This window comes from Aeribacillus pallidus, from assembly GCF_050478865.1.
Taxonomy (GTDB): domain Bacteria; phylum Bacillota; class Bacilli; order Bacillales; family JACDOC01; genus JACDOC01.
The window spans coordinates 73,173-94,937 of the sequence record NZ_JBCNBW010000004.1; the positions used below are offsets into that span (position 1 = coordinate 73,173).

The window sequence follows — 21,765 nt, forward strand, 5'->3', positions numbered from 1 at the left end:
TATAACAATCATTTGAAAAAAACACTATGAAAATAGTCAAAAAGTGTTCAAAATTTTGAAACTTTGGAAGTAAACTTTAAAATTTATTGTGTCCTTCTTACAAGTAACCACTTCTTACAAGTGTTTTCCAATCTTAATAAAAGAGTTGAAATTTTTTTAAAATAAAAACGTTTTCAAAAGAAATACCGGGTAGGAATATGTAGGTGAATGTGGTATTGTTTTTACTAATTAGAAAATTTAGAAAGTGGAGGGGTGGAAATGGGAGTAGTTAAACCAACATCTGTGGAAACGTCAAAACAAGAAGTCGTACAACATGGAATTTTTCATCGAATGTTAGACGGTATTGAAAAAGTTGGGAACAAATTGCCCGATCCGATTACGTTATTTATTGCATTTGCCTTCATCGTCATTCTTCTTTCTCATTTAGGAGCATTAGCTGGATGGAAAGCAGTAAACCCGGCCACGAACGAAGAAGTAGCAGTCATCAGCCTGTTAACAACGGAAGGTTTCCAGAAGATTATGACGAACATGGTGAAAAACTTTGCGGAATTTCCTCCTCTTGGACTAGTTCTTGTCACAATGATTGGCGTTGGTGTTGCTGAAGGTGTAGGACTAATAGCCGCATTATTGAAAAAAATAGTGTTATCGACATCGAAAAAGCTGATTACGTTTGCTATTGTATTTTCTGGCATTTTAGCGAATATGGCGGGGGATGCAGGATTAATTGTTCTACCTCCTATTGCCGCCCTGGTCTTTTTAAGTGTCGGACGACATCCGATTGCTGGGATGGTCGCTGCATATGCCTCGGTAGCTGGGGGATTTAGTGCCAACCTAATTGTCAACATGCTCGATGCTCTTCTGGCGGGTTTTACTGAATCTGCTGCACGAATTAACGATCCGTCGTATGTAGCGAATCCAGCCATGAACTGGTACTTTTTAGCGGTATCATGTTTTATCATTGTCCCACTTGCTGTTTGGGTAACCGATCGAGTCGTAGAACCACGTCTACCAGCTTATAAAGGAAAACAAGCTTCGTTCCAACCGCTAAAGCCATTAGAGGAGAAAGGGCTTAAGTGGGCTGGTATTGTAACAATTATTTATTTAGTCTTTATTGCTATAACCATTATTCCAGAACAAGCGCCACTAAGAGGAGAAAATGGGGGAATTATCATTTCTCCATTCATGAGTTCCCTCGTTCCGATTATTATGGGGCTTTTCCTCTTTCCAGCGTTAGCGTACGGAATCGTGACAAAAGAAATTCGCTCCGATAAAGATGTTGCTCAAGCGATGGGGAATGCGATGGGAACTATGGGCCTATACATTGTTTTAGCCTTCTTTGCGGCCCAATTTATTACGTATTTTAACTGGAGTAATCTCGGAATCGTTATGTCGATTAAAGGAGCAGATGTATTAAAAGAATTAGGTTTAACCGGTCTTCCTCTATTTATTGGGTTTATTCTTATTTCGGCATTATTAAATATCTTTATTGGTAGTGCCTCAGCGAAATGGGCCATTTTAGGAACCGTTTTTGTCCCGATGTTTATGCAGTTAAATTATAGTCCAGCATTTACACAAATGGCTTATCGAATTGGTGATTCTATTACCAACCCTATTACGCCAATGTTTGCTTATTTTGCAATTTTGCTCGCACTGGCACAAAAGTATGATAAAAATATGGGGCTCGGTTCATTAATTGCGGTGATGATTCCTTATTCTGTTGTGTTTGCTATTGGATGGATTGCTTTATTTATTGTTTGGTTTGTGTTTGGACTTCCACTTGGTCCTGGTGCAAGTATCTATATGTAATGTAAGGAGGAGAGCGGTCCAATGGAATGGTTGTCACGCCTCCTCGTTTTCCTTACCATCAGAGAATTGACTTCCCCAATAACCACGATATTTCCTCGTCTTCTTCATAAAAAGCTACGAAAGAATTTTGAAATCTGTCCATCAGGTATAAACATTCAACGAAAAATATGATAAATTATAAAGTAAACTATGAAGAAAAATGAGTGTTAGTGTCCTTTGAGCACGGACAATTGTGTCTGATAGAAAGGCCGAACAAAGGGGACAATAGGAGAAATTACACCTTTTTGGAGGGAAGAAAATGTCAAAAGTATTAGATGAATTTTTACAAGAAAATTTAGAGGACTTAAAAAGCCGTGGACTATACAATGTCATTGACCCTGTGCAGGGCGCCAATGGACCGATCATTACCATTGGAGATAAACAGCTTATCAACTTATCGTCTAATAACTATCTTGGTCTCGCTACGAACGAACGCTTAAAAGAGGTAGCGAAAAAAGCAATTGATTCTCATGGTGTGGGTGCTGGAGCCGTTCGTACAATTAACGGGACGTTAGACTTACACGTGAAATTGGAAGAAAAAATTGCAGAATTTAAAGGAACCGAAGCAGCGATTGCGTATCAATCTGGATTTAACTGTAACATGGCAGCGATTTCAGCCGTTATGGATAAAAATGACGCCATTTTATCCGATGAGTTGAACCATGCGTCAATTATTGATGGTTGTCGCTTGTCGAAGGCAAAAATCATTCGTTTTAACCATTCCGATATGGACGACCTTCGCACCAAAGCGAAAGAAGCAAAAGAGTCTGGTCAATATAAGAAAATAATGGTCATCACAGACGGTGTATTCTCAATGGATGGAGACATCGCCAAACTTCCTGAAATTGTCGAAATTGCTGAGGAGTTTGACTTAATCACGTATGTAGACGATGCCCATGGCTCTGGTGTACTTGGAAAAGGAGCGGGAACAGTCAAGCATTTCGGCTTACAAGACAAAGTAGACTTCCAAATTGGTACGCTTTCTAAAGCGATTGGTGTTGTTGGTGGGTATGTCGCTGGTAAGCAAATGCTTATTGATTGGTTAAAGGTTCGCTCACGTCCGTTCTTGTTCTCGACTGCTTTAACGCCAGCTGATGTCGCTGCTTGTACGGAAGCGATTGATATGTTAATGAATAGTACGGAATTACACGATCGTCTGTGGGAGAACGGAAACTATTTCAAAAAAGGATTAAAGTCGTTAGGGTTTGACATTGGGGAAAGCGAAACGCCAATTACCCCATGTATTATTGGTGAAGAAAAGTTAACGCAACAATTTAGTAAACGATTATACGAAGAAGGTGTATACGCAAAAGCGATCGTTTTCCCAACCGTTCCACGTGGTACAGGACGCGTTCGCAACATGCCAACAGCTGCGCATACGAAGGAAATGTTAGACAAAGCGCTCGAAATCTATGAAAAAGTTGGAAAAGAAATGGGCGTAATTTCATAACGAAGAATCGAAATGGCTCGGCGCCTTTGCCGAGTTTTCTTACATTTTACTCCGTATTTTCGAACTTAACTGACAATTTGGGTGTTGATTAAAAAGGTAGAGGAGGAAAAAATTCATGAAGAAAATTTTAGTCACCGGAGCCCTTGGACAAATTGGAACAGAATTAGTCATGAAGCTTCGCGATGTGTACGGTGACCAAAACGTCGTTGCCACCGATATTCGCCAAGTGGACAATGACGTTGTGAATAGCGGCCCGTTTGAAGTTTTAGATGTAACGGACGCGGATAAAATGTTTGAAGTAGCGAAAAAGTATGAAGTAGATTCCATTATTCATTTAGCGGCCCTGTTATCAGCAACAGCTGAAAAAAATCCGCTCTTAGCATGGAATTTAAATATGGGTGGGTTAGTCAACGCGCTTGAAGTGGCACGAGAACTTAAATGTCAATTTTTTACACCAAGTTCAATCGGAGCATTCGGTCCAACGACTCCCAAAGACAATACCCCACAAGATACAATTCAACGTCCGACAACGATGTATGGGGTGAATAAAGTAGCTGGAGAACTTCTTTGTGACTACTATTTCTATAAGTTCGGTGTCGATACACGTGGCTTGCGCTTCCCTGGTTTAATTTCGTACGTAGCACCGCCTGGGGGTGGAACAACCGATTATGCCGTAGAGATTTATTATAAAGCGCTACAAGAAGGAAAGTATACTTCTTACATTGCGAAAGGTACGTACATGGATATGATGTACATGCCAGATGCGTTGAACGCTATTATCGACTTAATGGAAGCCGATGCGTCGAAATTGAAGCACCGGAACTCTTTTAATGTAACCGCGATGAGTTTTGATCCAGAAGAAATTGCAGCGGAAATTAGAAAGCATATTCCTTCCTTTGAATTAGATTACGATGTAGATCCTGTTCGCCAAAGCATTGCGGAAAGCTGGCCAAATTCCATCGATGCTACGTGTGCAAAAGAAGAATGGGGCTTTAAAGCTGAATACGATTTAACGAAAATGACAGAAGATATGCTAACCAAATTAAGAGAAAAATTATCAGTTTAAATAGAGGAGAAGGCATACAAATCAGCAAAGATTTGTGTGCCTTTTTTGTAAAATACTATAAATATTATATAAACATAATAAAAAATTATTCGAAAATATTGAAATAAATCGACAGAAATTTTATAATAAATTTAAAATTAAAACTTTTTATTAATATATTTATTTTTTTAAAACATGTGGTAGGATAAAAACGGTTTTATTCATAGTTGTTTGAAAATTTTGATATAACATGAAAATAAGGAGGATAATCATGCAAACACAACTTTCAGGCAAGCAAGTGTTGGCAGTTGGTTTAATGTTGTTTGCTCTTTTTCTTGGTGCAGGTAATATGATTTTCCCTCCAGCATTAGGGCAAGCAGCTGGATCAAACGTATGGGTTGCTATTGTAGGATTTTTAATTACTGGAGTAGGTCTGCCGTTATTAGGGGTTACCGCTATTGCGTTAACAGGTAGTGACTTAGAAAAATTAGCTTCACGTGTGCACCCAATATTCGGAATTATTTTTACATTTATAGTATATCTTGTCATCGGTCCGTTATTTGCGATTCCGCGCACAGCGACGGTGTCATACGAAATTGGTGTCACACCGTTTTTATCCGAAGCCGCTAAAGGAGGAAATTTATCCCTATTCTTAACAACAGTCGTGTTCTTTGGGATTACACTTTGGTTAGCCATGAACCCATCTAAATTAGTAGACCGCGTTGGTAAAATTTTAACACCTATTTTAGTGGTCGTTTTAGCAACGCTCGTCATTAAAGCTATAATCACTCCAATGGGAGAAATCGGAGAACCAGCAGAGGCTTACCAATCTGGAGCTTTCTTTAAAGGATTTATTGAAGGGTATTTAACAATGGACACGCTGGCGTCCTTAGTTTTCGGAATTGTGGTTATTCATGCAATTAAAAATTTTGGTATAAGAGATAACAAAGTGTTAGCGAAGGCAACCATTAAAGCAGGTGCCATTGCAGCAACTGGATTAGCGCTTGTGTATGTATCTTTAGCTTATATAGGGGCAACTTCTATTAATGTGATAGGACAAGCGGATAATGGTGCGGTTATATTATCAGGTTCGGCAACGCACTTATTTGGTTCCATCGGTACAACCATCTTAGCATTAGCGATTACATTTGCGTGTTTAACGACATCCATTGGCCTTGTATCATCTTGTAGTGAATATTTTAGTAAAGTATTCCCGAAAGTCTCTTATAAAACATTTGTTATCATTTTATCTATCTTTAGCATGATTATTGCTAATGTCGGTTTAACACAATTAATTCAAATTTCGATTCCAGTGCTTTTAATGGTGTATCCTTTAGCGATTGTCATTATGTTCTTATCTTTCTTACCAGAATCTATTTCTGGTCACTCTTCGGTTTACGTGTTTGCTTTAATCGGAGCTGCGCTAGTGAGCATCGTTGATGGACTTGCGTATACATCACTAGATGTATCTGCTCTTCAAGATGTTTTGTCTTTGTTACCATTATATAGCCAAGGGGTCGGTTGGTTAGTACCATCTCTTGTTGGAGCGATCTTGGGTTACATCATTGCTCAATTAGGTAATAAACAAAACGGTTCGAATGCATTGAAAAAAGCATCCTAAGCCGACCGATAAAACAAAAGGTGATCACATAAGTGTTCACCTTTTTTTGTCATTTCTATATTTTATTGTAAAACAAATTGAAGCCCTTGTCGATATGGAAGTATTTCATTTTTGGTTACATATTCTAAAAAATTCACTTGCCGGTCAAACTAAGTTATTTGCCCGATGGCGAAAAGCTCAAAAAAAATAGAGTGTGAAAAACAATTTGTTTCACACTCGACTCGAAACACTAAAAAATGAAATGGGCGACAAGAACAATAATCGGTAAAGTAATGATTGTACGTAATAAGAAAATAATGATGAGATCTTTCATATTTACAGGAACTTTGGAACCAAGTAACAGTCCGCCGACTTCAGACATATAGATGAGCTGTGTAACAGATAAGCAGGCAATGACGAAGCGCGTTAATTCGCTTTCAATACCAGATCCGATTAACGCTGGTAAAAACATATCCGCAAACCCGATAAGTAACGTTTCTGACGCTTTCGCTGCTTCTGGGATTTGCATGAGTTCAAGTATCGGAATAAACGGTTTACCTAACCAAGCGAAAAAGCTTGTATATTCGGCAATTCCTAACGAAAGCGTACCTAATGCCATAACGATCGGAGCGACACCCATCCACATATCTAAGATATTTTTCGTTCCATCTTGAAGGAATTTTTTCAGGCTATTATTTTTCCTTGCTTGAAGTAACGCTTGTTCGTAGCCGTAACCGATACGAGAATATCCTGCTGGAATGTCCTCGCTAGTTTTATCACCAGGTCGTCCATCCACGTATGTGTCCTGTTTTTTCGATAATGGCGGAATACGTGGAATAATGATGGCTGCTACAAATCCTGCAAGTGTGACGGTTAAATAAAATGGTACGAAATAGCTTTCAAGCCCTACTTCGGAAATGACAACTAAGCTAAATGTAATTGAAACAACCGAGAAAGTCGTACCAATAATGGCAGCCTCTTTTTTGGTATAATAACCTTCTTCGTATTGTTTACTTGTTAATAAGACACCAATGGTTCCATCCCCAAGCCATGACGCTAAACAGTCAATCGAAGAACGTCCAGGTAGTTTAAAGACCGGACGCATAATTTTTGTAAGAATTGCTCCAAACAGTTCGAGTAGACCAAAATTTAATAACAGCGGAAGAAACATCCCGGCAAATAAAAAGACAGCGAATAAGATTGGAAGTAGTCCTGTGAGTAACAGTCCACCTGTATTTTCAGACCAAATCCATTCTGGCCCCCATTGATATAACGTCATTAAAGCAAAAATCGCACCGAGTAGTCGTGCTACCAACCAAACAGGTTTTACATCAAGTAAGGCTTTAAGGAAAGGAGAGTTTTCAATAAACGACGGTTTAAATAATTTTGCAACAATTGTTCCAATAAGTGTCAGAACAATGATATACGTCATGAGAATCGGGATTCGATCACCTAATAATTCTTGCAACGCATTGGATAAAATCGCAATTGGAATGGTAATTCCTCCGTCTTGTGGAATCGGAGTCATAAATAAAAAGATACCGAGTAACGAAGGAATCAAAAACCTCAATGAGTCTATCAAACTAAAATTGGCTTGTTTCATTCTACCCATCACCCTTTTTAAAAGAATGTATAAATATAAAGCACGACTAATTTTAATTCAAATAAATCTTTTTGTCTAGGATATTATAAATTATTGTATAAATTTTATTATAAAAACAATTCAAATAACTGAAAACGTTTACAAAAACTATCATACCCCCCTTTAAGTGTATAAATATCAAATGATTTGTAAGAAATTAAAATCAGAAACCTGTTTAAATTCTGATAATTTTTATTATACAAAAAACTAGTTATGTTGAAAAGAATATACTTTTCATCAATTATTAGAAAAAATTCTTGGAAATAAGTAGGAATTTTGGTCTATATGTCGAATGAATAAATGACTATGAGAGCTTATATGTATCCGCTTTAAATCTGGGGGTATAGGATAATGCTCGCAAGACCATTGTTACGCTTTATATTACAACTCGTCCTTTCTGTCTTCGGTATCATCCTTTTAGCAAGTTTACCGTATTTTATTCAAGCGACCATATCTGGAGAATATGGATGGAGATATTACGGAGAGGCTATTGTCCAGATTGTCTATTCTTTTATTCACCCGTTACAACAAACCGTAACCATAGGGGATAGCAAACAATTGCTTCTTCCAGTATTGATGGATCGTGTTATTTATTCATTGACCATTTTATTTTGTGCAATCGTTTTCGCGTTTTTATTGGCCGTTCTTTTGGCAATCATAAGCATGCTTTTTCCTTACAACATTCGAAAAAAGTTTAGTTTCTTTCTATATTTATTAGAATCACTTCCTGATTTATTAGTGATAGTTTCTATTCAAATGTTTATTGTTTTTATTTTTAAGAAAACAGGGATTTTACTTAGTTCCGTAGCTACGTTAGGAGAACAACAAATATACGTTCTTCCGATTGTTTGTTTGTCCATTTTACCTACCATTATGCTCTACCGACATGTGATGGTTCTTTTGGAAGACGAATGGCGGAAAGACTATGTCACCTTAGCTCATTCTATTGGGTTAAAAAGAGTGGTAATTGTTGTAAAACATATATTTCGAAACGTTGTAGTAAGTTTATTTTTTCAGTCAAAAAAGACGATTTGGTTTATGCTTTCGAACTTGTTTGTCATTGAATATTTCTTTAATTTAGGAGGAATAGCTACATTTTTGAAACAACATTTGCATCCAGTAGTGTTCTCGTATTCTATGATTGCTATCTTTCTTCCAATATTCATCATTTATACATTTGGGGAATGGTGTTTTCGAAAAATGGGGTTGATTAGAATATGAATTCCGTATGGAGACAGCCATTGTTTCTAACTGGGTTCACATTTCTCAGTGGCTTGCTAGTATTAAGTTTTGTTTATTCGTGGATGATGAATGGAGAAATTCCACAAACGAACTTTTTATACGACGCAAATGGAAAGTTAGTGGATGTTTCTCCTTTATCTCCGCATTGGAAGATGCCATTAGGCTCTGATATGTATGGATATAGTATGTTATCTAAAATCATTATAGGAGCAAAGTTTACGATTTTAGGGGCGTTAGCAGTGGCACTTATTCGTGTTGGTTTAGGAATTCCTCTCGGGTTTCTTGTTGGGATTTATGGACAGCGCTACAAACGATGGATAACCGCTTTTGTTGATTCGTTTCATTATGTACCGTTAACGGTGGTCGCCTTTTATTTATTGTTTCCTGTTCTTTGGGAGCCAAGGGAAGGGTTTCAAACAACCTTAATGGAGCGAATTGTCTATGAAGTAATGATCTTATCCTTATTAACCGTTCCAGTTGTAGTTGTATTAGTAGGAAATGAGGCAGAACGGTTGTTACAAGAGGAATTTATCGTTTGCTCGAAGACGCTTGGTGCTTCCACATTTCGAATCATACGAAAGCATTTGATTCCAATGATGAAGGAAAAACTCGTTCTTATTTTTGGTCAACAAGTGATGCAAACGTTAATCATCCTATCACATTTGGGCTTATTACAATTATTTTTCGGTGGAACGAATGTATCCTATGATCCACTCTTTAAAGATCCACCTCTTTCCATCTCAAATGAATGGTCGGGGCTTATTGGGAGTTCCTTACCGTATTTCAAAACAGCCCCTTGGATGTTGTTTGGCCCTATTGCCTTTTTTGGTCTTACGATGTTGGCCATCGCTTTCATGATGGAAGGGTATGTACGAGCCACAGCCGGATATTCATATTACTTTACGAAAAAGAAAAAGGAAAAAATGATATCTCGCCAAAATGCAGAAACGACAGCTGCTTCATTTCATTTCGAATTGGTCAAGCGCCATTCTTTAAAAGAAAGTAACTAACGTATCATATAAATACTTGGAATAGGAGGATAAACTGTGTATAGGAATATTCAACTGTATCGAAATACGTTACAATTACTTTCAGATGAAGAATTAATTTATGCTTATAAAAAAGCGGTTCGAAACTCGCTATCGGTGGAGTTCATATCGCTGCTAAAAAAAGAAATTGAAAACCGAGGAGTGAAAATTAGAGAATTGCAATATACGTAAAAAAGCGTTAAGGGAATACACCTTAACGCTTTCTTTCATTAAGCAAATAGGAAGAGTCCAATCGAAATAATAACTCCACTAATAAACAGGACAATCAGGCAGAAGCCCATAATATCTTTCGCTTTTAATCCGGCAATCGCCAAAGCTGGTAATGCCCAAAACGGTTGAATTAAGTTTGTCCACGCATCTCCCCAAGCCACAGCCATCGCAGTTTTTGCAATGGATAAGTCAAGCGACTGAGCCGCTTCAATCATAATTGGTGCTTGAACAGCCCACTGGCCACCTCCAGAAGGTACAAAGAAGTTGACGATACCAGCACTGATAAACGCAAAGAAATAGAAGGTAACATCATTCGATATATTCACAAAGGCTTCAGACATGACGACCGCTAAACCGGATGCCGTCATCATTCCCATAATTCCAGCATAAAACGGAAATTGAATAATAATACCACTCGCACCTTTCACCGCCTCATTCACAGCTTGAAGAAACCGTTTTGGCGTCCAGTGGAACAAAATACCTAGGAAAAGGAATAAGAAGTTCACAATATTTAAGTTTAAGGAAAAACCGCTTTCAATAAAGTAATAGAAAAGGAAAAAAAGACCTAAAAGTCCGACCAATAACGAAACTAGAAAATTATTTTCTAACCAATTCGCAGGCGTACGCACTTCCTCAACAGTAGCCGCTTGAGTAGACATTCCATCAAGCAAACTTGGATCAATCGTAATTGTTTGATCTTTCTCTGGATGCATAAACCGATTTAATAAAGGAAGAATGAGGAATAATGCCACGACAATGAATAAGTTATACGTAGAGAAGATCGTTTCGTTTGTAGAAATTACACCGATTTGTTCGGCGAATGGATGTCCTTCCGTTGCAATGGATAGAGGAATAGATCCCGAAAATCCTCCGTGCCAGACGATAAATCCACTGTAAGCGCTCGCGATTAATAGTCGATAATCCACGTTTGGAACCCGTTTGGCTAATTCTTTAGCAAACAGGGCCCCAATGACTAACCCAAATCCCCAGTTAATCCAGCTTGCAATCATCGAGACAACCGTGACAAAAATGATGGCTGCACCCGGTGTTCTTGCTCCTCTCGCTAAACCGTTTAACAACGTTCTAAAAAAAGGGCTACTTGCTAGAACGTGTCCGGTAATAAGGACAAGTACCATTTGCATGGAGAAGGATAATAAGTTCCAAAATCCATCTCCCCAATACTGAACCATTTGACCGGCAGTACTTTCGGTAAAAAGTAATCCAAGTACAAAAACGACAAATGTTAAAAGAACTACAAAAATAAATGGATCTGGTAAATAACGTTGCATGAGGCGATTCGAGAAATGAATTAAGCTTTTCATCTAATTCCCCCTTGTTTGTCTGTTTTTAAAGCGCTTACACCTTTAAATAATTTCTACTATTTTTCGAAAATTCCTTTTATTAAGAAAATAAAATGAAAAAAATTTTCTTAGTAGCGATTTGATTAAGAATATAGGACAATAATGTTGAAAAGGTGGGGACAAGTAATGGACATCATCAACGAATTAGAACATCGTTTTTATGCTGAACGAAATAAAGAAAATGCCCAGGCGATGGAGAAATACATGAGAAATTTATTTCCCTTTATCGGAATCAAAACCCCTGAACGAAATAAGCTGCTGTCAACTTTTTACCAGGACACCGGTTTATTAAAGAAACCGTTTGATCGTTCGTTTGTCCGAACACTTTGGAAGAAGGAAGAACGAGAATTTCAATACACCGCACTCAATTATATGACCCGTAAGAAGAAAGAGTTGCAACCGGAGGATTTAACATTATGCCATGACTTAATAACGGAAAAATCGTGGTGGGATACCGTCGATCATATCGCGAGCCATTTAGTCGGCACATTGGCCAAAAGGTTCCCGGAAGAGGTGTTACCGACTGTTGACAAGTGGCCAACGGATGACAATATGTGGCTTCGGCGAACGGCAATTATATACCAATTAAAGTATAAAGGGGAGACGGACGAACAACGACTATATGGAAATATTTTAAAAAATGCTACAAATCACGAGTTCTTCATTCAAAAAGCGATTGGATGGGCACTACGAGAATACTCAAAAACGAACCCTGATTCCGTCAGAGCCTTTATTCAACAGCATCCGTTACCAAAGCTAAGTGTGCGCGAGGGGTCTAAGTACGTGTAGAATGGAAAAGATGAAGGGGACGTGATACAATGACCATATACTGGAATAAACAACAAAGAAGGTGACAGTATGATTCGTTGTATCGCATCTGACATGGATGGTACATTAATCAATAGTCGACAAACCATTAGTGAGGCTAATCGAGAGGCAATATTAAAAGCCCAGCAGGAAGGTATTCAAGTCGTCATTGCTACCGGCCGGTCATACGAAGAAGCAAGATACGTGCTACAAGAAGCCGGCATTCATACGCCAATCATTTGTGTCAACGGTGCAGAAGTCCGAGACCAAAATGGAACGGTTGTTCATGTACATAGTCTTGATAAAAAAGATGCTCAAGAAGTTATGAACATCCTAAAAGAAATCGACATTTATTTTGAGTTATATACGAACAAAGGAACGTTTACAGAGAATTACGAAATAGGATTACAAACCGTTATTGATATTTTTACAACGACGAATCCACCGATGCCAGAAGAATTTGTTCGCCAAATGGCCAAAGAGCGATTAGAAAAAGGATTTATTCGTGAAATCGGAAGCTACAGCGACATCATGTCAGATAACGAAATTCACATTTATAAATTTTTAGTGTTTTCAGCTGACAAGGAAAAATTACAGTTGGCTCATCAGCGCTTGCAACCTATTTCGTCGATTGCCATTAGTTCTTCTGGTAGTGAAAACTTAGAAATTACCGATCAGAAAGCGCAAAAAGGAGTCGCACTAAAGAAATTTGTCGAACAACAAGGCATTGCTTTAGAAGAAACGATGGCAATTGGAGACAACTATAACGATGTATCCATGTTTAACATCGTCGGCTACCCGGTCGCGATGGGAAATGCCTTGGATGATATTAAAAAGCAATGCCGTTATGAAACAGTGACAAATGATGAAGACGGTGTTGCCAAAGCAATTGAAATGGCGCTACAGAAAGTGGGAAAATAACGTTTTTATAGAGTACAAGGTGAAAAACCATGAACTGGGCTTTTGTCTTGTTTTTAGTCGTTTTCTTGTTCGATATCATTCTTGCTTTTTCCAACCTAAAAAACGAAAAATGGCTGTTTTATGAGCATATCTTTCGTGCACTCATGTTTGGATGGCTAGCGTTAGCTACTTGGACTCAAATGGATACGTTCTACCTGCTGGCAATTGTGAGCTTTGTCATCACCGTTGCCATCGTATTGGCGGTAAGCCAGAAAAAACATCTAGCAGTTACAAAGAAAATTAGAAAACAAAAAAAGGGAGGTTAGTCTCCCCTTAAAATTTTTTTCCAATACCATTCATAATGAGCTGGATCATGATATCAATATCTTTTTCATCATCCCAGTTTTTATCAGGAAATAACACGTTCCGAGCAATTAAATGACCGAAGATAACCGAAAGGATGAATTGAAAAATATACTTTGGCGGTAAATCGATTAGCTGTCCTTTTTCTTGATAGGATTTTATAATATGGAACATTCGATTAGCTAATTGTTTTGACACATGCTGAAAAAACTGATCTTTTAACTCCGGATGGAAGGAGATTTCTTGAACAAATATTTTAAATAGAGGCATGTTGTTTCGCATAAATTCTTGTCGATTATGAATAATTGCCCGAAGTAAGTCAGTAAACGAGTCAAATTCGGTATCCAACAGCTTATGAATACCACGAGTAACGAAAGGGGCGGCAATTTTGGACATGACCGGTCCGACAATGGCTAACAGCAAGTCTTTCTTAGTTCTATAATGACGGAAAATCGTTCCTTCGGCGACGCCTGCTCTTTTAGCGATTTCGCTTGTTGACGTGGAAGCGAATCCTTTTTCAGAAAAGATCTCAATGGCCGCCTCTAAAATTTTCTTTTGTTTTTCTGTAATCTTTTCTTCGTTTTCTAATATAACGTCCAGCATGTCTTGATATTCTTGCATGGAATAAACTCCTTATATGATCAATTTGTACTTATATTTTACGATATTTTTTTAAGGCAGCAATGTTTAAGAGAATGAAAAGGAATGAAAATCCAGCCAGGACCATTAAATGGATGGATGTATCCCCTAAGCTATATCCTCGAATCATCACATCTCGTAAGCTGTTTGCTGCATAATAAAGCGGTGTGCATGGACCGATCCATTGTAACGTCGGATGAATCGTTTCTAAATTGAACAGGCCGCTAAAGAAAATTTGTGGCACAACGACAAGAGGGATAAATTGCACCATTTGTAACTCATTTTTGGCAAAAGCGGATAGTAAAATACCAATCGTTAAGGCGGTAAATGACAATAACAAGATGACAAGTAAGACTTGCCAAAACGCTCCTTCCATCATCATATCGAGCACGTAAATGGCGTACCACGTAATCAAGGAAGCTTGAAGAACGGTAAAAATACCGAATCCAAGCACATACCCTATGACAATTTCCCATGCTTTAAGAGGGCTTGCTAATAACCGTTCAAGTGTACCCGACGTCCGTTCGCGTAAAAAGGAAACCCCACTAATTAAAAAGACGAAAAAGAACACGAAAAAGCCTAATAAAACTGGACCAAAATAATCAAACTGCTTCATATCGGCTGAGCCATGTAAAAACTGGACATCAAGTGATAGCTCATCCTTTTTTGGTTGCAGTGTTTTCAACCATTCTTGTACCTCTTGAATAACCGCTCGATTTACGGATGGATCGCTTCCTTCCAATTTTAAAACAGGGGTAGGATTCATGAGCAAGTAAGCATCGATTTCTCTTTCTTGTAGCAACTCTTCAACTTCTTTTTCCGAATCGTACAAGATAAACGTCTCGTAATCTTCTTCAATGAATGGTTCCATGACCGGAACTACACCAATCGTTGGATCAATCTCCCCTTGGTCAAAGACAAGCCATAACATGGTTAAAATAAATATAGGGGCAAAAATTAATAAAGCCAATGTTCGGCGGTCCCGTAAAAACTGTCGTAAAATACGAACCACTAATGCTTTAATTCGCATGAGCCTTCCCTCCTAACATTAAGAACACTTCTTCTATCGAACTGGCCTGGTGATGGGTTTTCATATTTTCAGGGGAATCATTCGCAAGTAATGAACCGTCTCGAATGAGTCCAAGTCGGTCGCATCGTTCGGCTTCATCCATGACGTGAGTCGTCACAAAAATCGTCGTTCCTTGCTGTTTTAATTGTTGAAACTGCTGCCAAATTTGCTGACGTAATAAGGGGTCAATGCCGACAGTCGGTTCGTCTAAAATTAATAAAGAAGGTTCATGAAGGAGGGCAATCGCTAACGAAAGACGACGCTTCATTCCCCCAGAATACAGGTGAACCGGTTTATGTAAATGGTCGAGTAAATCAACGGTTTCCATCACCGATTCAATGCGCTCCTTTTTTCGTTTACCTTTTAATCCATACAAAGAAGCAAAGAAATCTAGGTTTTCTTTGGCGGTGAGTTCGTTATATAGCGCATCCGATTGGGCCATATAACCGATCGAGGTCATCGCTTGTAAAGACGGCATTTTGACTCCATTCATCCATACCGCACCACTATCAGCTTGCTCAAGTCCCATCATAATTTTGACGAGTGTTGTTTTTCCTGATCCAGATGGTCCTAACAAGCCATAAATTTCACCAGCCGGAATGGATAATGAAATGTCGCGTAACACGTTCAGCGATCCAAACGACTTCGATACGTGCTGAATATCGATGAGTTTGGTCATTACAACCACCTTCCGTTTCTTTTGAACATATTTGTGAGTGATTACTCACTTTTATCATACATAATTTACCTTGATTTGTGAAGTGAGTAATCACTCACTTTATGTAATTTCCTCATAACTTTGGATTTTTTTCATAATCTAGAGATTTTTTCTCATAAATTTTAAAAAATTTCTCTTATTTGAAAGGATTTTCTCATAAAACTAGCGTTTTTCCTAATTGTTTCTATCTGCAAAAAAACAGGGTGAAAAACGTATCACCCTGTTTTTTTGATCTAACTATGCTCTTGTAACTAAAGGAAATGTCCTTGAATTCAACTCTAATGGCGATACCATTGATAAGACCAAAACCGTTCGTATTGAACCCATCGAAGTCCTTCAGGATCGTTGTTGGCGATTTTTTGTTCAATATCAGCTAAGATCCATGCTGTTTGCGATTTATGCGCCCGCATCGCCGCCATCTTTTTCTCTTTTACCGCTTCAATATTGACGATAATATCAGGCGGACCGAGCTCTTCTTGGCAATTGTGCGAAAAGGCGACGCAATGTAACTTCGGTCGCTTTGTTTCTGTTATCCTCTCGATCGCCCGAACGACAGCACGTCCCGTTGCTTCGTGGTCGGGATGAACGGAGTAGCCTGGATAAAACGTAATGACTAAAGATGGATTCGTCTCGTTAATTAAATCGGTCATCATTTGAATTAATTTTTCTTCGTCTTCAAATTCAATCGTTTTGTCACGAAGACCCATCATCCGTAAATCTTGAATACCAAGTACGTTGGCCGCTTCTTGTAGCTCTTTCTTTCGGATGAGGGGAAGGGACTCCCTTGTAGCAAACGGGGGATTCCCCATATTTCGTCCCATTTCACCTAACGTTAGACACGCATAGGTGACGGGGGTCCCATTTTCTACATGTAAAGCAATCGTCCCTGAAACGCCAAATGCTTCATCATCTGGATGAGGGAAGATAACTAACACGTGTCGTTCTTTTTGAACCATTTTGATGAACTCCTCTCTCCCCTTATGCAAATGGGGTCAAACTGAGTTGAAGGGCGACAGCTAGCTTTCCTTCATAATCGTGACCAGCCATGAGTAGGCGTCCTAGTTCGTCCACTTCATAATGTGTAAGACCTTCAGCATAGATCCAACCAAATGGCATTTTTAGGCCGACACGATACGGTCCGTTACCGACGATTTTGCCGTGCTCGTACGTGACTTTTGCGTTCCGTATATACGCTCCTGAGGAAAAAGACGTTTTATTAAAGTGGGAGGCATAAGCCCCATTGGTCGTTTCTAAGTGTACATATACTTCTTTTTTCGCAAAACGATTAATTTCGGCTTGAACGTCGGCAAGCTCAATGGGTTTCATTCCAATTCCTCCTTGAATACTTAAAAGCGTCGGTGAGCAGCGTGCATCACAGGTCCAACAAAGTCATTCAGACGGAATCCGTGGCGAACCGCTTTGGAAATAAATTGTTTCGCGAGTCCAACCGCATCTTTTACAGTGCGTCCTTTCGCTAACTCCGCGGTGATCGCCGCGGCATACGTACATCCAGCTCCATGAGTGTACGTTGTGTCCACTTTTTCCGCTTCCAAAAGTGTGAACGTTTGACCGTCATATAACAGGTCCACCGCTTTGTCATGAGCCAGCTGTTTTCCGCCTTTTATTAAAACGTATTTCGCTCCTTGGGAATGGATAATTTGGGCAGCTTCTTTCATATCATCGATCGTTTGAATTGGACGAGTTTTAGCTAATTGACTAGCTTCAAATAAGTTTGGCGTCACCACGGTTGCTCGCTTCACCAGAATGTCGCGTAGCGCATCCGTCGTTTCTGGATGAAGCACTTCATTTTCTCCTTTACAGACCATTACCGGGTCGATAACGACGCGATTCATGTCGTGCTTGTCGATGTAAGAAGCCGCTAGTTCAATTACATCTACAGAGCCTAACATTCCTGTCTTTAACGCATCGATTCCAACAGAAAAAGCGGTTTGTAATTGGGCCTCTAACGTAGAAAGATCAATCGGATACACTTGGTGATGCCAGTCGGTTGGGTCCATCGTCACGATTGTTGTAAGGGCAGTCATTCCATAAACATTTAATTCTTGAAACGTTTTTAAATCCGCTTGAATCCCCGCTCCACCACTTGTGTCAGAACCGGCGATTGTTAATGCTTTATGTAAAGTCATCATGTATCACTCCTTATACTAGTTCTATAGAAAAAGGTATTTGTATTTTAGCATATACGAAAATGCCAAAGAGTGACAAACAATATGAATAAAGTTCACCTATTTCGAAGACCAATTGGGCCACACTGATTTTTGAATCGTTTGTTATACTATAAGAAACAGAGATACAAACAGGGGAGAAGGTTCAATGAAGAAAAAAATATTACATAACGACTGGGGACCATTGCTCGAAGATGAGTTTCAAAAACCGTACTACTTAGCATTACGTGAGTTTTTAAAAAAAGAATACGCGACACAAACAGTGTATCCGAACCCGTATGATATATTTAATGCTTTGCATTTTACGCCATATCATCAAGTGAAAGTTGTAATTTTAGGGCAAGACCCATACCATGGACCTGGACAAGCACACGGATTAAGTTTTTCTGTTCAACCAGGAGTGGAACCACCGCCATCGTTAAAAAATATTTTTAAAGAATTGCACAATGATCTCGGTTGCCCGATTCCGAACCATGGGCACCTTGTGTCGTGGGCGAAGCAAGGGGTTCTCCTGTTAAACACGGTATTGACGGTTCGAAGAGGTCAAGCCCACTCCCATCGCGGTAAGGGATGGGAACAATTTACAGATCGCATTATTACCTTATTATCTGAACGGGAACGACCGATTGTATTTATTTTATGGGGACGACCTGCTCAATCCAAAATGTCTTTAATTGATACGAGTAAACATTTTGTCATAACATCTCCGCACCCAAGTCCACTGTCTGCTAATCGAGGCTTTTTCGGAAGTCGTCCGTTTTCCAAATCTAATGCTTTCTTACGACAAATCGGTGAGGAAGAAATTCAATGGGAGCTTCCAAACATGTAACAAAAAACGACATGTTTCACGTGAAACATGTCGTTTTATTATCACTTCATAAATTCAGGTAAAGAGAAACAGCTCGTTAAAATGTCTTGGTTAAAATATTTCGTATTTAATGGACGAACTTCTACGTTTTCTGGAGTAATTGGGTGCACTTTTGAACCAATCGTAAAGCTCCATAATCCTCCAGGATACGTTGGAACAACTGCTTTATAAGTTGCGGAATGGCGGAATAAGTCAGCAATGTGACGTTGCGTTTGTCCTAACACATCTTGATGGAAAAGAGGAGATTGGCTTTGACAAACCATTATACCGTCTTCTTTTAATGCCTTCTGTATGTTAGCGTAAAAATCATAGGAGAATAATTGCTCAGCTGGTCCCACTGGGTCGGAAGAATCAACGATAATCACATCGTACTCGTTTTCTTTACCTGCAACGAATTTTAATCCGTCAGTAAATAAGAAATTTACACGTGGGTCAGATAAATTTCCAGAAACTTCTTGTAAATGTTCTTTACATGCTTGAACCACAAGCTCGTCAATTTCAACCATATCAATTTGTTCTAGCTCTTCATATTTTGCCGCCTCGCGTGCCGCACCGCAGTCGCCACCGCCGATAATTAAAACTTTCTTTGGATTTGGATGAAGTGAAATAGGAACGTGGGTAATCATTTCGTTATAAATATGACCATCTAGCGCTGTCGTTTGAACAACGCCATCTAAAATCAACATCCGTCCGAAATCGTGCGAATCTACAATCATCACGTGTTGAATAGGAGATTGCTCAGAAAACACGACTTCTTTCAGACGATAGCTTATTTTTAAATTGTCACGGTCGTTTTCAGTTAACCAAAGATTTCCATCAAATTCTTGAATCCATTCTGGGTATTGTTTCATGATAACCTCCTTATGTTATTGGTATTTATAAGAAAATTAACAGTCATTTCTAATTCTGTTTGATAGAATAAATATACACGACCTTTATTGTAACAAATTCAACCTTCTTGTGTAAAAAAAACAACGAATTTTGTTAAACAAGTTGAGTCAGGGAGAGAATGGTATGAATAAGGTTAATTGCTTTCAATGTCGTTTCTTTTACGTCACGTGGGATCCTATTCATCCACGAGGCTGTAAAGCGTATAGCTTTAAATCAAAAGCAATTCCGTCACAAGTGGTGTTGCATGCATCAGGTCAGCCGTGCTTAAAATTTATAAAAAAACAAAAATAAGAGGTTCATCATGAGTAGTTTTTAACATTTGCGATTAGGAATTGGCTTAAAGGTTGCCGTTATTTTGTTAGGTACGTTCGGTTTTATGGCGTTCGAGGAAATGACGCTTTTTGATGCATTTTGGTTAACCGTGGTAACCGTGTTGACGGTAGGCTATGGTGATACGGTCCCGACTTCATTTGCAGGGAATGTATTTGCTTTATTGATTATCCGATGGGTATAGGTATTGATACATATGTCATCGGTTCGATGACAGCCTTGATAATCGAAGGGGATTTTTCACAAGCGGTAAGGGGGAAAACATTGGATAATACGATTGAACAATTATCGAATCATATGATGTTTGTGGACTCGGTTCATGTTGGGGAACAAGTAATGATTCAATTACTGGAAAAAGGGATTCCGGCGGTCTTCATTGATAAAGCTGAAGAGTTAATAGTAAAATTAACAACAGCTACAATTGTTTGAACAAGCTGCAAAAGAAGAAAAAGAGGTGTAATCATTGAACGTATCCTACGCCACATTGTTACGAAAAATGGAACAAGAGTTACAACAGGCCAAACAGTCGGGACAACTTCAATCGATTCGACAGCATGTCCAGGCGATTAAAGCTTTGTGTGAACTCGTGTTAGAAGAACAAGAAGAAGCTCAAGCAGCCATGATAGAAACAGCTCAGTCCAAAGTAAAGACGATATCTTCTACGACCATTCAGCCACCGTCCCTGTCTTCACAAGTATTAACAACTGACGACGGAGCCAATGGAGAATCGATTTTTGATTTTTAATGAAAGGAAGTCGAACGACATGAAAATATTTATTATATTAGGGGCTTTAAATGCCTTTTTATCCGTAGCCTTAGGGGCTTTTGGTGCCCACGGGTTAGAAGGAAAATTAGAACCAAAGTATTTGGAAATATGGAAAACAGGTGTTCAATATCAAATGTTTCATGCGATTGGATTATTAATTATTGGGATCCTCGCTGGAAACATTCCAGCAAGCTCACTGATTTCTTGGTCAGGCTGGCTTATGTTTCTTGGAATCTTACTATTTTCCGGTAGCTTATACGTATTAAGTGTTACTAGAATTAGTATTTTAGGGGCAATTACTCCGATTGGAGGCGTATCGTTCCTTGTTGCTTGGTTGTTATTAATTTTTGCTGCCTTGAAGTGGATGTAATTATTTTTTTATAAAGGCTATGTTATATTTCATTGTTGATTTTTAGTAAGTTGTTCACACGGCGGCGACTCAGCGGGAACATAAAGCCAAGCAAGACCCTGGACTAGCGTATCGAGGGAAGCGGCTTACGGCTTGCACGCGGAAAGCGTCATTCTTCGAGAAGAAAGGAGAGTGTTATTTCATGAGAAAAATTTTTGAATATATATCTATTGATGAAAAAAAAGAAGTGGTTGAAAAATTAAGAGCAGACTTAAAAGAATTAGAACAAGAAATAAATCGAAATAAAGATTCCTTTTCAAAATTTGTATGCGAAATTTTGTATAGTACACGAGATAAATGGCATTTAGAAATTGAAGAATTAGAAAATGAAATAAAAGCTAAAAGTTAAAACAATTTTTTTAAAAAAGTTCTTCA

Annotated in this window: 25 protein-coding genes; 16 read left to right on the plus strand and 9 right to left on the minus strand. The window is 38.7% G+C overall.

The annotated features are described in order from the left end of the window. Positions 1 to 258 precede the first annotated feature (258 nt). From ABES52_RS00940 to brnQ, 4 genes are all read left to right on the plus strand, one after another. Complete coding sequence (locus tag ABES52_RS00940) at positions 259 to 1,806, plus strand: AbgT family transporter (RefSeq protein ID WP_429648014.1); 1,548 nt, start codon at positions 259 to 261, stop codon at positions 1,804 to 1,806. A 298-nt stretch (positions 1,807 to 2,104) separates the two neighbouring features. After that, complete coding sequence (locus ABES52_RS00945; RefSeq protein WP_429648016.1) at positions 2,105 to 3,295, plus strand: glycine C-acetyltransferase; 1,191 nt, start codon at positions 2,105 to 2,107, stop codon at positions 3,293 to 3,295. A gap of 115 nt (positions 3,296 to 3,410) precedes the next feature. Continuing rightward, positions 3,411 to 4,361, plus strand: a complete 951-nt coding sequence (locus tag ABES52_RS00950) for an L-threonine 3-dehydrogenase (RefSeq protein ID WP_429648017.1) — start codon at positions 3,411 to 3,413, stop codon at positions 4,359 to 4,361. Between the two features lie 250 nt (positions 4,362 to 4,611). Then, positions 4,612 to 5,961: a branched-chain amino acid transport system II carrier protein gene (gene brnQ / locus ABES52_RS00955; RefSeq protein WP_429648019.1), complete on the plus strand. Its 1,350-nt coding sequence runs from the start codon at positions 4,612 to 4,614 to the stop codon at positions 5,959 to 5,961. Between the two features lie 229 nt (positions 5,962 to 6,190). Here the strand turns inward: brnQ and ABES52_RS00960 are convergent, their stop codons facing one another. After that, positions 6,191 to 7,543, minus strand: a complete 1,353-nt coding sequence (locus ABES52_RS00960; RefSeq protein WP_429648020.1) for a YjiH family protein — start codon at positions 7,541 to 7,543, stop codon at positions 6,191 to 6,193. A 390-nt stretch (positions 7,544 to 7,933) separates the two neighbouring features. Here ABES52_RS00960 and ABES52_RS00965 point away from each other — a divergent pair, with 390 nt between their 5' ends. Genes ABES52_RS00965 through sda form a run of 3 tightly spaced genes read left to right on the plus strand, consistent with a single transcriptional unit; the run spans position 7,934 to position 10,044 of the window. After that, the gene (locus ABES52_RS00965) at positions 7,934 to 8,803 is read left to right on the plus strand and encodes an ABC transporter permease subunit (protein WP_429648022.1); all 870 of its coding nucleotides are present in this window, start codon (positions 7,934 to 7,936) and stop codon (positions 8,801 to 8,803) included. Next, positions 8,800 to 9,834 carry an ABC transporter permease gene (locus ABES52_RS00970; protein WP_429648024.1) on the plus strand — a complete coding sequence of 345 codons (1,035 nt, stop codon included), beginning with the start codon at positions 8,800 to 8,802 and terminating at the stop codon, positions 9,832 to 9,834. Before ABES52_RS00965 ends, ABES52_RS00970 begins: the two co-directional genes overlap by 4 nt. Before the next feature lie 36 nt (positions 9,835 to 9,870). Continuing rightward, entirely contained in the window at positions 9,871 to 10,044 is a 174-nt protein-coding gene (gene sda / locus ABES52_RS00975; RefSeq protein ID WP_429648026.1) for a sporulation histidine kinase inhibitor Sda, read from the plus strand. A gap of 38 nt (positions 10,045 to 10,082) precedes the next feature. On the opposite strand, the gene ABES52_RS00980 is transcribed toward sda, so the two are convergent. Further along, complete coding sequence (locus tag ABES52_RS00980; protein WP_429648028.1) at positions 10,083 to 11,405, minus strand: short-chain fatty acid transporter; 1,323 nt, start codon at positions 11,403 to 11,405, stop codon at positions 10,083 to 10,085. A 165-nt stretch (positions 11,406 to 11,570) separates the two neighbouring features. On the opposite strand from ABES52_RS00980, the gene ABES52_RS00985 reads away from it, so the two are divergent. The 3 genes from ABES52_RS00985 to ABES52_RS00995 all read left to right on the plus strand — a co-directional run bounded on the left by ABES52_RS00985 (position 11,571) and on the right by ABES52_RS00995 (position 13,477). Then, a complete protein-coding gene (locus tag ABES52_RS00985; protein WP_429648029.1) occupies positions 11,571 to 12,233 on the plus strand; it encodes a DNA alkylation repair protein in 663 nt (220 codons plus the stop codon). Between the two features lie 69 nt (positions 12,234 to 12,302). Further along, complete coding sequence (locus ABES52_RS00990) at positions 12,303 to 13,172, plus strand: Cof-type HAD-IIB family hydrolase (protein ID WP_429648031.1); 870 nt, start codon at positions 12,303 to 12,305, stop codon at positions 13,170 to 13,172. A gap of 29 nt (positions 13,173 to 13,201) precedes the next feature. Then, positions 13,202 to 13,477 carry a hypothetical protein gene (locus tag ABES52_RS00995; protein WP_429648033.1) on the plus strand — a complete coding sequence of 92 codons (276 nt, stop codon included), beginning with the start codon at positions 13,202 to 13,204 and terminating at the stop codon, positions 13,475 to 13,477. Between the two features lie 7 nt (positions 13,478 to 13,484). Here the strand turns inward: ABES52_RS00995 and ABES52_RS01000 are convergent, their stop codons facing one another. The 6 genes from ABES52_RS01000 to pdxK all read right to left on the minus strand — a co-directional run bounded on the left by ABES52_RS01000 (position 13,485) and on the right by pdxK (position 18,087). After that, on the minus strand, positions 13,485 to 14,135 hold the full coding sequence (locus ABES52_RS01000) for a TetR/AcrR family transcriptional regulator (RefSeq protein ID WP_429648035.1): 651 nt from the start codon (positions 14,133 to 14,135) through the stop codon (positions 13,485 to 13,487). Positions 14,136 to 14,166: 31 nt separating this feature from the next. Continuing rightward, complete coding sequence (locus tag ABES52_RS01005) at positions 14,167 to 15,183, minus strand: ABC transporter permease (protein ID WP_429648037.1); 1,017 nt, start codon at positions 15,181 to 15,183, stop codon at positions 14,167 to 14,169. After that, positions 15,173 to 15,901: an ABC transporter ATP-binding protein gene (locus ABES52_RS01010; protein ID WP_429648039.1), complete on the minus strand. Its 729-nt coding sequence runs from the start codon at positions 15,899 to 15,901 to the stop codon at positions 15,173 to 15,175. The genes ABES52_RS01005 and ABES52_RS01010 overlap by 11 nt, the downstream gene beginning before the upstream one ends. A gap of 317 nt (positions 15,902 to 16,218) precedes the next feature. Continuing rightward, the gene (gene bshB2 / locus ABES52_RS01015) at positions 16,219 to 16,896 is read right to left on the minus strand and encodes a bacillithiol biosynthesis deacetylase BshB2 (protein WP_429648041.1); all 678 of its coding nucleotides are present in this window, start codon (positions 16,894 to 16,896) and stop codon (positions 16,219 to 16,221) included. Between the two features lie 22 nt (positions 16,897 to 16,918). Continuing rightward, positions 16,919 to 17,266: a YojF family protein gene (locus ABES52_RS01020; protein ID WP_429648042.1), complete on the minus strand. Its 348-nt coding sequence runs from the start codon at positions 17,264 to 17,266 to the stop codon at positions 16,919 to 16,921. 20 nt (positions 17,267 to 17,286) lie between these two features. Continuing rightward, positions 17,287 to 18,087: a pyridoxine/pyridoxal/pyridoxamine kinase gene (gene pdxK / locus ABES52_RS01025; protein ID WP_429648044.1), complete on the minus strand. Its 801-nt coding sequence runs from the start codon at positions 18,085 to 18,087 to the stop codon at positions 17,287 to 17,289. A gap of 187 nt (positions 18,088 to 18,274) precedes the next feature. On the opposite strand from pdxK, the gene ABES52_RS01030 reads away from it, so the two are divergent. Then, on the plus strand, positions 18,275 to 18,955 hold the full coding sequence (locus ABES52_RS01030; protein ID WP_429648046.1) for a uracil-DNA glycosylase: 681 nt from the start codon (positions 18,275 to 18,277) through the stop codon (positions 18,953 to 18,955). Between the two features lie 41 nt (positions 18,956 to 18,996). Here the strand turns inward: ABES52_RS01030 and speE are convergent, their stop codons facing one another. Continuing rightward, the gene (gene speE, locus ABES52_RS01035) at positions 18,997 to 19,845 is read right to left on the minus strand and encodes a polyamine aminopropyltransferase (RefSeq protein ID WP_429648047.1); all 849 of its coding nucleotides are present in this window, start codon (positions 19,843 to 19,845) and stop codon (positions 18,997 to 18,999) included. A gap of 359 nt (positions 19,846 to 20,204) precedes the next feature. Here speE and ABES52_RS01040 point away from each other — a divergent pair, with 359 nt between their 5' ends. The 5 genes from ABES52_RS01040 to ABES52_RS01060 all read left to right on the plus strand — a co-directional run bounded on the left by ABES52_RS01040 (position 20,205) and on the right by ABES52_RS01060 (position 21,739). Next, positions 20,205 to 20,399, plus strand: coding sequence for an ion channel (locus ABES52_RS01040; RefSeq protein WP_429648049.1), 195 nt, complete (start codon positions 20,205 to 20,207; stop codon positions 20,397 to 20,399). Positions 20,400 to 20,479: 80 nt separating this feature from the next. Then, positions 20,480 to 20,644, plus strand: a complete 165-nt coding sequence (locus ABES52_RS01045) for a hypothetical protein (protein ID WP_429648051.1) — start codon at positions 20,480 to 20,482, stop codon at positions 20,642 to 20,644. Positions 20,645 to 20,678: 34 nt separating this feature from the next. Continuing rightward, positions 20,679 to 20,960 carry a YwdI family protein gene (locus ABES52_RS01050; RefSeq protein WP_429648053.1) on the plus strand — a complete coding sequence of 94 codons (282 nt, stop codon included), beginning with the start codon at positions 20,679 to 20,681 and terminating at the stop codon, positions 20,958 to 20,960. Between the two features lie 19 nt (positions 20,961 to 20,979). Beyond that, on the plus strand, positions 20,980 to 21,351 hold the full coding sequence (locus tag ABES52_RS01055) for a DUF423 domain-containing protein (protein WP_429648055.1): 372 nt from the start codon (positions 20,980 to 20,982) through the stop codon (positions 21,349 to 21,351). 181 nt (positions 21,352 to 21,532) lie between these two features. After that, positions 21,533 to 21,739 (plus strand): hypothetical protein, encoded by a 207-nt coding sequence (locus tag ABES52_RS01060; protein ID WP_429648057.1) that lies wholly within the window; start codon positions 21,533 to 21,535, stop codon positions 21,737 to 21,739. Positions 21,740 to 21,765: the final 26 nt, after the last annotated feature.